At 75.5% G+C, this 13,458-nt stretch carries 12 protein-coding genes; 3 read left to right on the forward strand and 9 right to left on the reverse strand.

From position 1 onward, the window contains the following. Positions 1-9 precede the first annotated feature (9 nt). The 3 genes from BF93_RS05455 to BF93_RS05465 are packed head-to-tail and all read left to right on the forward strand — an operon-like array spanning position 10 to position 4,102. Positions 10-624, forward strand: a complete 615-nt coding sequence (locus tag BF93_RS05455; RefSeq protein ID WP_038371405.1) for a hypothetical protein — start codon at positions 10-12, stop codon at positions 622-624. Next, positions 621-2,783, forward strand: coding sequence for a prolyl oligopeptidase family serine peptidase (locus BF93_RS05460; protein ID WP_051486576.1), 2,163 nt, complete (start codon positions 621-623; stop codon positions 2,781-2,783). Before BF93_RS05455 ends, BF93_RS05460 begins: the two co-directional genes overlap by 4 nt. Then, entirely contained in the window at positions 2,780-4,102 is a 1,323-nt protein-coding gene (locus BF93_RS05465) for an alpha/beta fold hydrolase (RefSeq protein ID WP_038371408.1), read from the forward strand. Before BF93_RS05460 ends, BF93_RS05465 begins: the two co-directional genes overlap by 4 nt. A gap of 107 nt (positions 4,103-4,209) precedes the next feature. Here BF93_RS05465 and BF93_RS05470 read toward each other — a convergent pair whose 3' ends face one another. From BF93_RS05470 to BF93_RS05510, 9 genes are all read right to left on the reverse strand, one after another. Continuing rightward, positions 4,210-5,043 (reverse strand): hypothetical protein, encoded by an 834-nt coding sequence (locus tag BF93_RS05470; protein ID WP_038371206.1) that lies wholly within the window; start codon positions 5,041-5,043, stop codon positions 4,210-4,212. Between the two features lie 388 nt (positions 5,044-5,431). Beyond that, positions 5,432-6,889, reverse strand: a complete 1,458-nt coding sequence (locus tag BF93_RS05475; RefSeq protein WP_084148297.1) for a DUF2079 domain-containing protein — start codon at positions 6,887-6,889, stop codon at positions 5,432-5,434. Positions 6,890-6,992: 103 nt separating this feature from the next. Continuing rightward, positions 6,993-7,703 (reverse strand): peptide-methionine (S)-S-oxide reductase MsrA, encoded by a 711-nt coding sequence (gene msrA / locus BF93_RS05480; protein ID WP_038371208.1) that lies wholly within the window; start codon positions 7,701-7,703, stop codon positions 6,993-6,995. Between the two features lie 67 nt (positions 7,704-7,770). Continuing rightward, a complete protein-coding gene (locus tag BF93_RS05485; RefSeq protein WP_038371210.1) occupies positions 7,771-8,367 on the reverse strand; it encodes a hypothetical protein in 597 nt (198 codons plus the stop codon). Next, on the reverse strand, positions 8,367-9,746 hold the full coding sequence (locus BF93_RS05490; RefSeq protein WP_232226211.1) for a DUF58 domain-containing protein: 1,380 nt from the start codon (positions 9,744-9,746) through the stop codon (positions 8,367-8,369). Before BF93_RS05490 ends, BF93_RS05485 begins: the two co-directional genes overlap by 1 nt. Then, positions 9,743-10,780 carry an AAA family ATPase gene (locus BF93_RS05495; protein ID WP_051486578.1) on the reverse strand — a complete coding sequence of 346 codons (1,038 nt, stop codon included), beginning with the start codon at positions 10,778-10,780 and terminating at the stop codon, positions 9,743-9,745. Before BF93_RS05495 ends, BF93_RS05490 begins: the two co-directional genes overlap by 4 nt. Next, positions 10,777-11,370, reverse strand: a complete 594-nt coding sequence (locus BF93_RS05500) for a hypothetical protein (RefSeq protein ID WP_051486579.1) — start codon at positions 11,368-11,370, stop codon at positions 10,777-10,779. The genes BF93_RS05495 and BF93_RS05500 overlap by 4 nt, the downstream gene beginning before the upstream one ends. After that, positions 11,367-12,134 (reverse strand): DUF4129 domain-containing protein, encoded by a 768-nt coding sequence (locus BF93_RS05505; protein WP_038371212.1) that lies wholly within the window; start codon positions 12,132-12,134, stop codon positions 11,367-11,369. Before BF93_RS05505 ends, BF93_RS05500 begins: the two co-directional genes overlap by 4 nt. Beyond that, positions 12,131-13,456 carry a class I SAM-dependent methyltransferase gene (locus BF93_RS05510; protein ID WP_198025362.1) on the reverse strand — a complete coding sequence of 442 codons (1,326 nt, stop codon included), beginning with the start codon at positions 13,454-13,456 and terminating at the stop codon, positions 12,131-12,133. Before BF93_RS05510 ends, BF93_RS05505 begins: the two co-directional genes overlap by 4 nt. Between the last annotated feature and the right edge of the window lie 2 nt (positions 13,457-13,458).

The raw sequence follows: 13,458 nt of genomic DNA on the forward strand, positions 1-13,458 counted from the left end.
GTGGCGGACATGACGAGACAGGACCGTCCCCTGCCGCCGCGCGCGAGGGCGATCTCGGCCGCGACCGGCACCGACTTCCTCGAATGGGCACGCCGCATCGACGCCCTCGGCGGGCCCGAGCTGGACCATGCGAGCATCGCCCGCGAGCTCCCGCAGCGCTGGGAGATCACCGAATGGTGGGCGCAGGGCGTCACCGTCGCCTACGAGCAGTGGATCGGCCGCCGCGAGGTGGGGCAGAGCTGCACGGGCGAGTACGCCGCGAGCGCCTCCCGCACCGTGGCCGGGGACCTCGACGCCGTCGCCGAGGCCTGGGACGCCTTCGCCGACGAGGCCCGCCGCGAGGAGCTGGGCCTGGGGCCCGGCCGGCGCAGCGCCAGCGACCGGTGGCGCTACTGGCGCGCCGACGTCCAGGACGGCTCGCAGCTCTCCGTGAACATCAGCGCCGCGCCCGCAGGCGGCGCCCGCGCCGCGGCCGCCGGACCGCGCAGCACCGTCGCCGTCGAGCACAAGCAGCTCGCCACCGCCGCGGAGCGCGAGACCTGGAAGAGCGCCTGGAAGACCGTCCTGTCCGACTTCGCCCAGCACCTGAGCACCCGACCCGACGCCCCGGAGGAGACCCGATGACCACCCCGCCCCCCGCCCCGCAGCTGCCCGCCCCCGACGGCAGCAGCGACCCCTGGCAGCGGCTCGAGGACGTCACCGGCGAGGAGGCCCTGGCCTGGGTGCGCGAGCGCAACGCCCGGGCCGAGGCGGAGATCGACGCCGTGCCCGGGCCCGACGGCGAGAGCCTCGCCCGCAGCCTCCAGCGCGAGATCCGCGAGATCCTCGACGCCAAGGACCGCATCCCCGCCGTCGTCAAGCGCGGGGAGCACCTCTACAACCTGTGGACCGACGCCGAGCACGAGCGCGGCCTGTGGCGGCGCACCACCCTGGACTCCTACCGCACCGACGAGCCCGTCTGGGACGTGCTGCTGGACGTCGACGCGCTGGGCGAGGAGGAGGGCGAGAGCTGGGTGTGGCACGGCGCCTCCCTGCTGCGCCCCGCCGAGGGCGAGCCCTACCGCCGCGCCCTGGTGACCCTGTCGCGGGGCGGCTCCGACGCCGACGTGACCCGCGAGTTCGACCTCGACGCGCGCGCCTTCGTGCCCGCCGCCGAGGGCGGCTTCGTGCGGCCCGAGGCCAAGGGGCACGCGAGCTGGATCGACGAGGACACGCTGCTGATCGCCACCGACTTCGGCGAGGGCACCCTGACCACCTCCGGGTATCCGCGCCAGGCCCGCATCTGGCGCCGCGGCACGGACCTGACCGAGGCCGAGCTCGTCTTCGAGGCCGCCGAGGATGACATGGGCGTGTTCGTCTCCCACGACTCCACCCCCGGCTGGGAGCGCGACTGGGTGATCCAGATGCACGCCTTCTACGACACGACCGTGCATCTGCTGGACCGCTCCACGAGCCCCGCGACCCTCACCGCCCTGGACGTGCCCCGGGACATGGAGGCCAATGCCCATCGCGACCTGGCCGTCTTCTCGCCGCGCAGCGACTGGGAGGTGGACGGCGTCGTCCACCCGGCCGGCTCCCTGGTGGTCGGGGACTTCGACGCCTTCCTGCGCGGCCAGGCGCAGCTGCACGAGCTGTTCACCCCCACCCCCTCGACCTCGCTGCAGGGCATGACGCTGACCCGCGGCACCGTCGTGCTCACCGTCCTCGAGGACGTGATCGACCGCCTCGAGCTGCACGTGCGCGACGAGAACGGCGAGTGGACGGGGCAGGAGCTGTACCCCGAGCTGTCCGGCGCCCTCGGCGTCAGCGCCGTCGACTCCGACGAGGACGACCGCGTCTGGGTCACCGACACCGGCTTCCTCACCCCGACCCGGCTGCTGCTGGGCGACCTCGCCGAGGCCGCTGCCGGAGGGCCGGCCGGGGAGCTCGAGCTGATCAAGTCCACCCCGGAGCGCTTCGACGCGAGCGGCCTCGAGGTCACCCAGCACTTCGCCACCAGCGACGACGGCACCCGCGTGCCCTACTTCCAGATCGGCCCGGCCGACGGGGGCGGGCAGGCCGCGCCCACCCTCCTGTACGGCTACGGCGGCTTCGAGATCTCGCTGACGCCCTCCTACCTGGGCGCCATCGGCAAGGCCTGGTGCGAGCGCGGCGGCACCTACGTGGTGGCGAACATCCGCGGCGGCGGCGAGTACGGGCCGGCCTGGCACCAGGCCGCCCTGCGCGAGAACCGCCACCGCGCCTACGAGGACTTCTCCTCCGTGGCGAAGGACCTCCTCGAGCGCGGCGTCACCGACCGCGAGCACCTCGCGGTGCGCGGCGGATCCAACGGCGGCCTGCTCACCGGGAACATGCTCGCCCAGTACCCGGAGCTGTTCGGCGCCGTCATCATCCAGGTCCCGCTGCTGGACATGAAGCGGTACTCCCACCTGCTCGCCGGCGCCTCCTGGATGGCCGAGTACGGCGACCCGGACACCGACGACTGGGAGTTCATCCGCACCTTCAGCCCCTACCACCTGCTGCGCGAGGGCGTCGAGTACCCGCCGACCTTCGTGCTCACCTCCACGCGCGACGACCGCGTCCACCCCGGGCACGCCCGCAAGCTGGTCGCCGCTCTGGAGTCCCTGGGGGCCGATGTCCGCTCCTTCGAGAACATCGAGGGCGGGCACGGCGGGGCCGCGACGAACGAGCAGGCGGCCCGGATGAACGCCCTCCTGTACACCTTCCTGTGGGCGAGCATCGGCCGCTCGCAGCCGCGGGGGAGCGAGCCGGGCGCGCCGTGAGCGCCCAGCGCATCCTCGACCGGGCGGGCCAGGACGAGCTGCTCCAGATCCGCAACGATCTGGTCACCGTGTATCGGCCGATCAGCGCGGAGGACCCGCGGCTGTTCCCGCTGCGCTACTCGCGCATGCCGGCGCGGCGCGGCGCGCCCGTGCCCGTCCTGATCATCCCCGACGGCCCGGCGATGGCCTCCGTGCTGCCCTACGACCCGCTGCGCCGCACGTTCAGCGCCGCCGGTCTGGACGTGCTGATGGTCGAGCACCGCGGCGTGGGCCTCTCGCGCCTGGATGCGCAGGGCCACGACCTGCCTGCGAGCGCCATGCGCGTGCGCGAGGCGATCGACGACCTCGCCGCCGTCCTCGAGCACGGGAAGGTCGAGCAGGCCGTCGTCCTCGGGGTCGGCTACGGCGCCTACCTCGCCCTGGGCCTGGCGGCCCTGCACCCCGAGCGGGTGCACTCCCTCGTCCTGGACTCGCCTCTGACCTCGGCCGATGACGAGGTGGTCGCGCAGGCGGAGCTGCGCCGCCTGTACTGGCACGGCGAGGACCTGCGCACCGACACCATCGCGGCGGCCCTGCGGAGGCTCGTCGCCTCCGGGGACATCGACGGCCCGCACGCGGGCAGCGTGATCCTCGCCGTCCACGAGTACGGCGGGATCGGCGCGGTGCGGGACCTCGTGGACCTGCTGGTGACCGGTCGCGGATCCCTCACCTGGCGCAGCGTGCGCCAGGTGCTCGCGCAGGACTGGCTGCAGTCGGCCCCCTACGTGTGCGAGCACGACCTCGTCGCGCACATCTCCCGCACCAGCCTGGGGCAGGGACGCCACGCCGACGGCGGGCCGCTGGACGCCCTGCAGGTCAGCGCGCAGCGCACCCGCGGGGTGCCCGAGTTCGCCGGCGAGGAGCTGGACCTGCGTGCCCTCAGCGCGCAGATCGGGGTGCCCGCCCTGGTGCTCAGCGGCGACCTCGACCTCATCACCCCGCGCGCCGTCGCCGAGGACCTCGTCGCGAGGATGCCCCGGGCCCGCCTGCTTCCCGTGCGGGAGACCGGGCACAGCATCCTCGACTCGCATGCCGCGATCGCGCAGATCGCCGCCCGCTGGAGCGGCGCCGGCGCCGGCCATCTTCTGGTCGAGCGGGCCGATGAGCTCGCGGCCCTGCCGCGCACCCCCGCCAACCGCGCCCTCACCAGCGGGCTGCACCTCGCGCTCGCCGCCGAGCAGATCTCCCCCTGGCGGATGCGCATCCAGACGGTGCGCCACGACCGCGAGGGCGCCAGCGTCGACCCGCATTCGCGGCGGGCCCGCACCGTGAAGATGTAGCGCCCGGCACCGGCACGGCCGGGTACGCTGACCGCGACGCAGGAGGTGCCGATGCGCAAGCGCGCCCAGGGGGTCCGATCCCTCGCCGAGGTCCCGCGCCGCCGACCCTACGCAGCAGCGGTCGCGGCGCTCGCCTCCGTGGTCGCCGTGGGGACGCTGGCTGCCGGGGGACTGGTCGGCGTCGGTCCCCTCGCGCCGCTCGGCGGACGCCCCGCCGACACGGACACCACCGGCGGCCCGGCGACCACCACCTCCCCGAGCACCGGCGCCGCGGCGCCTTCCGACGCGGAGTCCCCGTCGACGGACGCCCCGTCCCCAGATCCGTCGACGGATCCGTCGACCGCCTCCGATCCCTCCGCGACGCCCGATCCGCCCTCGCCCGATCCGAGCAGCTCCGCCCCGTCGCAGCGCCCGACGTCCGAGGAGACCGACCCCGCGGATGTCGAGGACTCCTCGGATCCCGCAGAGCCCGCGGAGCCCTCGCCCGGGAAGGGATCGGGGTCCCGGCCCGGCAGGGATCCCTCCCCGCGGCCGCGGCCCTCCGACCCCGGCGAGGAGGTCCCGGTCCCCACCGAGGAGCCGACCGGGGAGGATCCCTCCCCCGAGCCCGAGCCGACGGACTCGACCGAGCCCGAGCCGTCGGAATCGAGCGAGCCCGAGCCGTCGGACTCGACCCAGCCCGAGCCGTCGGAATCGACCGAGCCGCCGGAGCAGACCCCGAGCGCCCCCGAGACGACGACGAGCGGGACGCCGTCCTCGCGGCCGAGCACGACCTCGACCCCGACGTCCACGGCATCGAGCAGCTCGGCCCCGCCCAGCTCCCCGAGCGGCACCCCGAGCGGGACCCCCAGCGGCACCCCGAGCGGGAGCAGCAGCCCGACCACGAGCGGGTCGCCGAGCACCTCCGCCTCGCCCAGCAGCACGGGAACGCCCAGGAGCACGGGGACGCCCGGGCTGCCGGAGCCGACCTCGCCCTGACGCAGCGGTCGCCGACGCAGGAGGTGGCCGGACCAGGACCTGCGAGATCGGGGTCGCCGGTCTCCCCGGATCGATGAGGTCGCCGGCCTCCCGAGTTCCGTCCCCGAACGATCCCCGTCGTGCGGGAGGATTCCCATGCCGGAGCCTCGGGGCGACTGATCGATCGCATGCCCTTCGCGGGCGTCTTCCGGGGCCGAAGTGATCAGTCGAGCAGAGTGCGCAGAGCGGGACACCCCGGCTCCCCGTGCCGAGAGGAGCCTTCGCGGACCTGCGACGTTCCGAGGTCGAGGCGCGGTCCCGCCCGAGGCGTGCTCCCGCCCGAGGCGTGCTCCCGCCGCGAGGCCTTCCGGGTCAGAGGGCCTCGGTGCGGCAGGACACCTGGAAGCCGTTCTCGTCCAGGAGGGGCTGGTAGGCGACCTGGTAGGTGTCAGCCGCCCACTGGGCGGGATCGGCGGGCGGGTTCCCGCTCCAGGAGAACGCGGCCTGGTCCACGAGCACGCAGTCGGGCACCCGCGTGTTGGGGCCGTGGGTCCACTGCACGTCGTGGTCCGGCACCAGGTAGGCCATGAGCGTGATGTCGGAGGCGACGACCGTGCCGTCGGGGATCGCCGCGACAGCGGCCTGGGCGGCGTCCCAGCGGGGGCTGTGGGCGAGGGCGTCGGGGCGGGCCAGGGCGGCGATCGGCATCTGGGAGCCCAGCACGAGGGTGACGGCCGCGGTTGCGGCGACGGCCGTGGTGCGCACGAGGCCGCCGGGGCGGGGCGCATCGGCCGTGAGCCAGGCGGTCGCGCGGCCGGTGCGGCGGTCGCCCAGGGCATCGAGCAGGGCCGCGAGGGCGATCGGAACCAGGATCGCGTTGTAGTGCCAGTACCAGGTCCAGTAGAACTCGACGGTTCCGGTGAACCGCCAGGCCAGGGTCGGCAGCATCAGCCAGATCAGCGGCGAGCGGGCCCCGACCACACCGGCGGCCAGCAGCAGCATCCCCACCGTCATCCATTTGTCGGCGGGGAAGAACACGTCCAGCGGCGAGCCGAGGTTGCCGGTGTAGTCGTACTGCCCTGCCGTGTTCAGCAGCGGCAGGATCACGAAGGTCGACAGCACGAACCAGCCCAGCCCCCACGCGGCGAGCACCGCGCCGTGGACGCGATGCTCGCGCCGCCTCAGGGCGACGACCGCGCCGAGCACCGCGACCGTCAGGCCCAGGTCCTCCTTGACGAACACGAGCAGCGCCGCGAGGACGAGGGCCGGCACGATCCGTCCGCGCAGCAGAGCGGTGAGGGAGAACGCCATCAGCGGGACGGCGAAGGCGATCTCGTGGAACTGGACATCGGCCGCGGACTGCAGGCCGAAGGAGAAGGCGTAGGCCAGGCCGGCGAGCGTGCCGAGCCCGGGGCCGAGGCGGTCGATCGCCAGGCGGGTCAGCGGGATCGCGCTGAGACCGAACAGCAGCGCCTGCGTCCACAGCAGCGCCAGCCCCGAGGGCCAGACCGCCCACACCGGGCCCAGCAGCACGAGCAGCGGGTGGAAGTGGTCGCCGAGCAGGTTCACGCCGTCGCCCTTGATGGGGACGATGGGGGCGCGCAGCTCGGAGTATGCCTTCGCGAGCTCGGAGAAGATGCCCAGGTCCCAGGAGCGGGAGGCGAAGCTGCGCCACTGCTGCACGCCGAGCAGGCCGTAGACGGCGGTCGCGGCGGCGGCGATCGCGAGCGGCACGCCCCCGCGCACCGCCTCCGGGGCAGGGGCCGGGGATGCGTTCCCGGGGCGGATGCCGGGGACCCCGGCGCCTTCGGTGCTCACGGCCGCGCTCATGGACTCGAGGGTACTGGCGCACGGCCCGGCGGGGCGCATCGGCCCGGATAGGCGCATCGGCCCGGTCCGGCCGGTGCGCAGGGCGGGCCGCCCCGGCCTCCGATCAGGAGATCGAGCAGGCGACCCCGTTGAAGCCGTGGTTGCAGTAGCCGCCGGGGTTCTTGGCGAGGTACTGCTGGTGCTCGGGCTCGGCCGTGTAGTAGACGCCGTCCCCGGCGTCGGCCAGCGCCGCGAGCTCGGTGGTGATGGCGCCGCGGCCTGCGGCGTCCAGCGCCTGCTGGTAGCTGCGGGCCGAGGCGGTGACGATCTCCCCCTGGTGCGCGGTCGTCCAGTAGACGGCGCTGCGGTACTCGGTGCCGACGTCGTTGCCCTGGCGCATGGCGGTGGTCGGGTCGTGCTGCTGCCAGAACTCGGTGAGCAGGGCGCGCAGCACGGCGTCGCGCGCGTCCTGGTCGGCGCCGCGGTAGATCACCCGCACGGCCTCGGCGTGCCCGGTCCTCGCGGAGAAGACCTCCTCGTAGGTGGGGTGGGCCGTGAAGCCTCCGGCGTAGCCGGCGGAGGTCGTGTGCACCCCGGGGATCTGCCAGGCGATCCGCTCGATGCCCCAGAAGCAGCCGCCGGCCAGGATGATCTCCTCCGCGTCGGCGGGCCAGGGACGGGGGTCGACGGGGGCGTCGGGGCCCAGCATGTCGGTGCCCAGCACGAGGTGCTCGCGCAGCAGGGGGTACGGGGACGCGTCGCGGCCCGGCAGCGCCTCCTCGCGCGTGACCATCTGCTTCTTGTGCCCGTACAGGAGATCCATCATCTGCCACATGGTCCTCACGCTAGACCTGTGCGGGGCGCCGTGGGGGAGAAGGTGTCGCGCATCGCGCCGGGCGGGATCAGGCGGCCGGATCCCGCGGGGCGGTCGGGTCCCGCGGGGCGGGCGGCGCCCCGTCCCGCGGCAGCAGCAGCACCAGCAGCACGACCACCGCGACGACGCCCGGGATCATCAGCCAGGCCGGGACCGCCGCGCCGGCGCCGGCGAGGGCCAGCAGCCCCGCCCCGGCCACCAGGCCGATGCCCAGCGCCGGCAGCGCCCGCCGCACCGTCGCCGCCAGCGCGCCGCGCCGCACCACCCCGTGGGCGGGGACCGAGGCCGCCAGCGCCCACAGGGCGTGGGACACCATCAGCAGCGCCGCCAGGGCCAGCGTGGCCCCGGCCCCGAGCGGTCCGGCGATCACCACGGCGATCACCAGCACGCAGAAGGCGACCAGTCCCGCATCGGCGTCGGGCCGCGCCGTCTGCAGCAGTCCCAGCAGGAGGACGACCAGGGTCAGCAGCACCGCCTGCGGCGAGCCGAAGGGAGCCATGCCGGTCACCAGCGCCGCAGCCAGCAGCAGCGCCGCGAGCGCGCCCAGGCGCAGCGCCCACTGGCTCGGGTCCACGATGCGCAGGTCCGCGATGGCCTGCGCGACGCCCTCGACGAGCGATCTCATCAGGACCTCCGGATCCGCGGGGCGGAGCCCGCCGCCATGAGGGACAGGACCACCGGCGCCAGGGACGCGGGCCCCTCCCACGCCGTCACCGGCACGCCGCGCTCGCGCAGCTCCCGCACGATCTGCTCGCGCAGCAGGCGCCGCATCACCCAGGCCTCGGCCCAGAACCGGTCCGAGGCCCGGCCGTCGGGGCGGCGCTCGGGCCGGCCGTGCAGCGCCGAGGCGTCGCCGACGGACAGCGGCAGGGGGTCCACGACGATCACATCGGCCCCCTGGGCGACGAGGTCGCCGACCTGGGCGATCACCGGCTCGCTGAGCAGGGGCGAGAACACCACGGTGAGGGTGCCGGTGCGCACGGTGCGCAGCCGCACCGCCCGGCCGCTGCCGATCTCCCGGGTGGCGCGGGAGAGCGCGTCGGTGAGCACCCGCAGCTGGCGGGGCCCGGTGCCGGCGCGCACGGGGCCGATGAGATGGCCGAGGTCGTGCAGGGCGACCCGGTCCCCGGCGGCGAGGTAGTGGCGGGCGACCGCCGCGGAGGCCCGGACGGTCACGTCCAGGCTGGAGGGGGACTCCGGCGGGGCCGAGGGCAGCGGCGGAATGTCCACCAGGGTGTCGGTGACCAGGAGGACGTCGGTGTCCTGCTCGGAGAAGGTGGCGTTGGTGTGCATGGTGCCCGTGCGGGAGGTGACGCGCCAGTTGATGCGGTGCAGGCGGTCGCCGGCCTGGAACGGACGCACATCGGCCAGGGCCGTGCCGGGGCCGCGGCGGCGGGAGATGTGCGCGCCGCTGATGCCGATCACCGAGGGCACGTCCACGGGCGCCTCGAGGATCGGGGAGTCGGGGGTGACCTGCAGGTCCAGGGGCCCCAGCACGCTCTGGGCGCGGAAGGCGCCGGCGGCGTCGGCCACCTGCACGTGCACGGGGCCGATGCGGTAGTTGCCCCAGCGCCGCACGGTCAGGGAGAGGGAGACGGCGTCCGCATCGGCCGCGGTCGCGTAGCGGGGCGTGGTGTAGGCGTGCGCGCGCGGGGGCAGCACCACGCCGGCCACCGTACCCGGGGCGACGTGGACGCTCGCGCGGACCGTGCCGCCCTCGGGGAGGCGGTCCGTGCCCAGGCGCAGCACCGGGGCGGGCTCCGCCATCGGCCCGGGGGCGCCGGCGCGCAGCAGGAGGGCGGCGTGCGCGAGCAGCGCCCACACCAGCAGCGGCAGCACGACCACCAGCAGGTCCGGCCGGCCGGCGAGCACGGCGATGGCCCCGGCGCCGCCGCCGGCGACGACGGCGCGGGTGTGGGCGGGGGTGGGGCGCAGCCGCAGCGGCGGCCCGGCCGGGGTGCGGACCCCGCCGGACGGGACGCGGGGCTGCGCGCTCCCGCTCACGGCGCCGGCACCGCGCCGGCGGGCTGCGCGACGGGGACCTCGACCTCCGTGAGGACCGCCGCGACCACGGCGTGGCTGCTGGCGTTCTGCAGCCACAGCTCCGGCTTGATGGTGACGCGGTGGTCCAGGGCGGCGTGGGCGAGGTCCTTGACATCCTCGGGCAGCACGAAGCCGCGGCCGCGGATCACCGCGAGCGCCCGCGCGCAGACGATCAGCGCGAGGGTCCCGCGGGGGGAGGCTCCCACCAGCGCGTGGGGGTGGCGGCGGGTGGCGCGGACCAGCTCGACGGCGTACGCGCCGACCTCGTCCTCGACGTGGACCCGCTCCACGGCCTCCTGGACCGCGAGCAGGCCGGCGGCGTCGATGACCTGCGGGACGGACTGCTCCTCGGTGCCGCGGCGCAGCCGGCGCGAGAGCACGTCCCACTCCTGCTGGGCGCTGGGGTATCCGAAGGACAGCCGCAGCAGGAAGCGGTCCAGCTGCGCCTCGGGCAGCGGGTAGGTGCCCTCGTGCTCGACGGGATTGGCGGTGGCCAGCACATGGAAGGGCCGCGGCAGCGGGCGGGTCGTGCCCTCGACGGTGACCTGCCGCTCCTGCATCGCCTCGAGCAGCGCGGACTGCGTCTTCGGGGGCGTGCGGTTGATCTCGTCGGCCAGCAGCAGGCCGGTGAACACGGGGCCGGGCCGGAAGGCGAACTCGCCCGTGCGCTGGTCGAAGACCTCCGCGCCGGTGAGATCGGCCGGCAGCAGGTCCGGCGTGAACTGGGCGCGGGTGAAGGGCAGGCCCAGGGCCTGCGCGAAGGAGCGGGCCGCGAGGGTCTTGCCGAGGCCGGGCAGGTCCTCGAGGAGCACGTGGCCGCCGGCGAGGATGCCGGCGAGCACCAGCTCGAGGGCCTCCCGCTTGCCGACCACGGCCTGCTCGACGGCGTCCAGGACGGCGCCGGCGGAGGCGAAGGCCTCCTCGGGGGTCTCGGGCTGCGGGGCGACGGGCTCCGGGGCGGGGTCGGAGGCGGTGCGCTCGGGGCTGGCGGTCATGGACGGGACTCCTCGGTCGGGGTCGGGGCGGGATGCGGGGTCCGCCCGGTGGGGGCGGCGATCGGTGCAGGGGGCGCGACGGCCAGCTCGCGGAGGTAGCGGTGCAGGGTGGCGCGGTCGATGGGGGCCACCGGGTGGGCGTCGTGGTCCTCGTGGGCGGACTCCGCGATCAGACGGCGCAGCGGCTCGGACAGCGGCGGGGCGTCCTCGCGATGCTCGCGCTCGGCGGCGATCTCCCCGAGGGCCTGCCCGATGGCGCGGGCGGTGATCTTCCGGGCCGGCTGCGCGGAATAGGCGGCGGCCTCCAGGCGCCGCACCCGCAGATCGCGTCCGTCGAGGCGGGCGGCGTCGGGGTCGGTGTCCAGGGGCGGCGCGGCCGATGCGTCCGCGCGGGCGATCCCGCGGCGCAGGAACCAGGAGCAGGCGGCGACGGCGAGGGCCAGGGACACCGGCAGCACCGGGTCGAGGTGGGCGCCGGCGAGGGCCAGCACCAGCATCACGACCAGGGCGACCGCCAGGGCGATCCCGGTGTCGCGGACCAGGATCACCAGCTCGCCGACGGGCCCGCGGTCGCGCAGCGCGGCCCTCATGCGCCGGTGCCCGTCTGGGAGCGCAGATCCGCGGACAGCCAGGTGAGCAGGGCGATCGCCCGCTCCCGGTCCGCCTCGGTGATGGGGGTGCCGGAGAACAGCGCCCGGCCGTACAGCCGGGCGAAGTCCTCGAGATCCTCCCGGGGGAGGGACAGGGCCCCGAGCACCGCGAGGACGAACTCGCGGGTGGTCTGGGATCCGCCGCGGCGGATCCCCGCCTCGGCGATCGCCTGCTCGAGGGCGAGCCACGCGGCGATCACCGCATCGCCGGGCCGGCGGGCACGGGTGAGCTGGACGACGGCCTCGTCCAGCGCGGTCGCGGCCTGCTGGGCGGTGAGCTCCTCGGGCTCGGCCTCGGCCGCGGCCTCGGAGCGCCGCTCCCGGCGGCCCAGCGCGATCACGCGCTGGGCGATCCAGACGACCAGCACCAGCACGACCAGCCCTGCGAGCACGCCCAGGACCAGACCGATCAGGTCCATCGCCTCGCGCACGCCCTCCCGCACCGGCGGCGGGGTGACATCCCGCGTGGCCCACTCGGGCTCGTCGGGCCCCGGGTCCTGCACGGTGAGCTCCCGCGAGGAGGTGGGTGCCGCCGGCTCGAACGAGGCCAGCGGCTCGTCGCTGCGGGTGGAGGCGAGGCCCGCCAGCACCAGGCACAGCGTCCCCAGGGCCAGCACGAGCAGGGCCCACGGGCCGATGCTCCATCGCCGTGCCGCGCCGTCCGCCTGCTCGGCGCCGTCCCCCCGGACCCCCTCCCGGCTCATGCGGGACCGTCCCCGTCCGTGTGCTCCGTCTGCTCCGTGTGCTCTGCCTGCTCCGTGTGCGGGGAGGCGACGATCACCGACTGCTCCCCGGCGATGCGGGTGAGGATCAGGGTCGCCTTCTCGTCGCCGAAGCGGCGCGGCCGCAGGCTGCGCCGCAGCTCCTCCGGCGTGATCGCGGTCCCGCGCTTCTTGATCTCGAGCACGCCGATGCGATGCTCGCGCAGGTAGGCGGCGAGGCGCTTGAGGGAGAAGCCGAACACGTCCCGCACCGCGTAGCCCTGCAGGAACGGGGAGCGGATGCGCTGGTCGGCGGTGAGATAGGCGATGCTCGGGTCCAGGGTGCGGGCGTCCATCCCCGCGGCGACCTGGCCGATGAGGCCCGCGCGGATCACCGCGCCGTCCGGCTCGTACAGGTGCGCGCCCACGGGGCCGGAGTCCGGGTCGGGGACCTCCTCGCCGGTGCGCTCGCGCAGCGCATGGGCGCCGTCGCGGCCGATCACCAGGGCGCTGCGGCGCACCCCGTCGGCCGCGAGCGGACCGAACCAGCAGGTGGCCTCGAGGACCTGGCCGTGCCAGGACAGCCACTGCGTCTCCGTCCCCTCCGGCAGCGCCGCATGGTCGATGCCGGGGCCCAGCTTGGCGCCCAGCGGGCCGGCCTGGCCGTCGCGGCCGATGCGGCGGGCGAGGTCGTGGACCGTCGACAGCGGCGGCTCGTACTCCTCCGGGTCGTGCAGGCGGCGGGTGCGGCCGCGGGCCGGGGCACGCCGGGCGGGATCCAGCCAGATGCCCTCGGTGGCCGAGGGGTCGTGGTCCTCCGCACGGCCCAGGCGGACGCTCGCGGTGGGGAAGGGGCGCAGGTTCACGGTCGCGACGGCGACGGTGGCGGCGTCGCGGTCCACGGCCAGCACCTCGGTGCCCAGGGCGGCGTTGGCCATGGCGTCCCCGCCGATGCCGCAGCCGAGGTCCGCGACCGACGCGACCCCGGCGTCCCGGAAGCGGCGGGCGTGCAGCGCCGCCACGGGCAGCCGGGTCGCCTGCTCCAGACCGTGCGGGGTGAACAGCATCGTCGCGGCGAACTCCCCGAACTTGTCCGCCGCGCGGGCGCGCAGCCGCGACTGGGTGAGCGCGGCGGCGACGAGCTCGGGCGCATGGCCGGCGCCGCGCAGCCGCGCGCCGAGGGCGAGCGCGCCGCTCTCCTCGTACGGGGGCAGGGAGTTCAGCAGATCCCAGCCGGCCGGCTGCAGCACCTGCTCGAGCTCGGCGACCAGCGGGTCGGGGGCGGGATCCGCGGAGGCGGAGGAATGCGGCGTCGACGGATCCATGC

It is taken from the genome of Brachybacterium phenoliresistens (assembly GCF_000576425.1).
GTDB classification, from domain to species: Bacteria; Actinomycetota; Actinomycetes; order Actinomycetales; family Dermabacteraceae; genus Brachybacterium; species Brachybacterium phenoliresistens.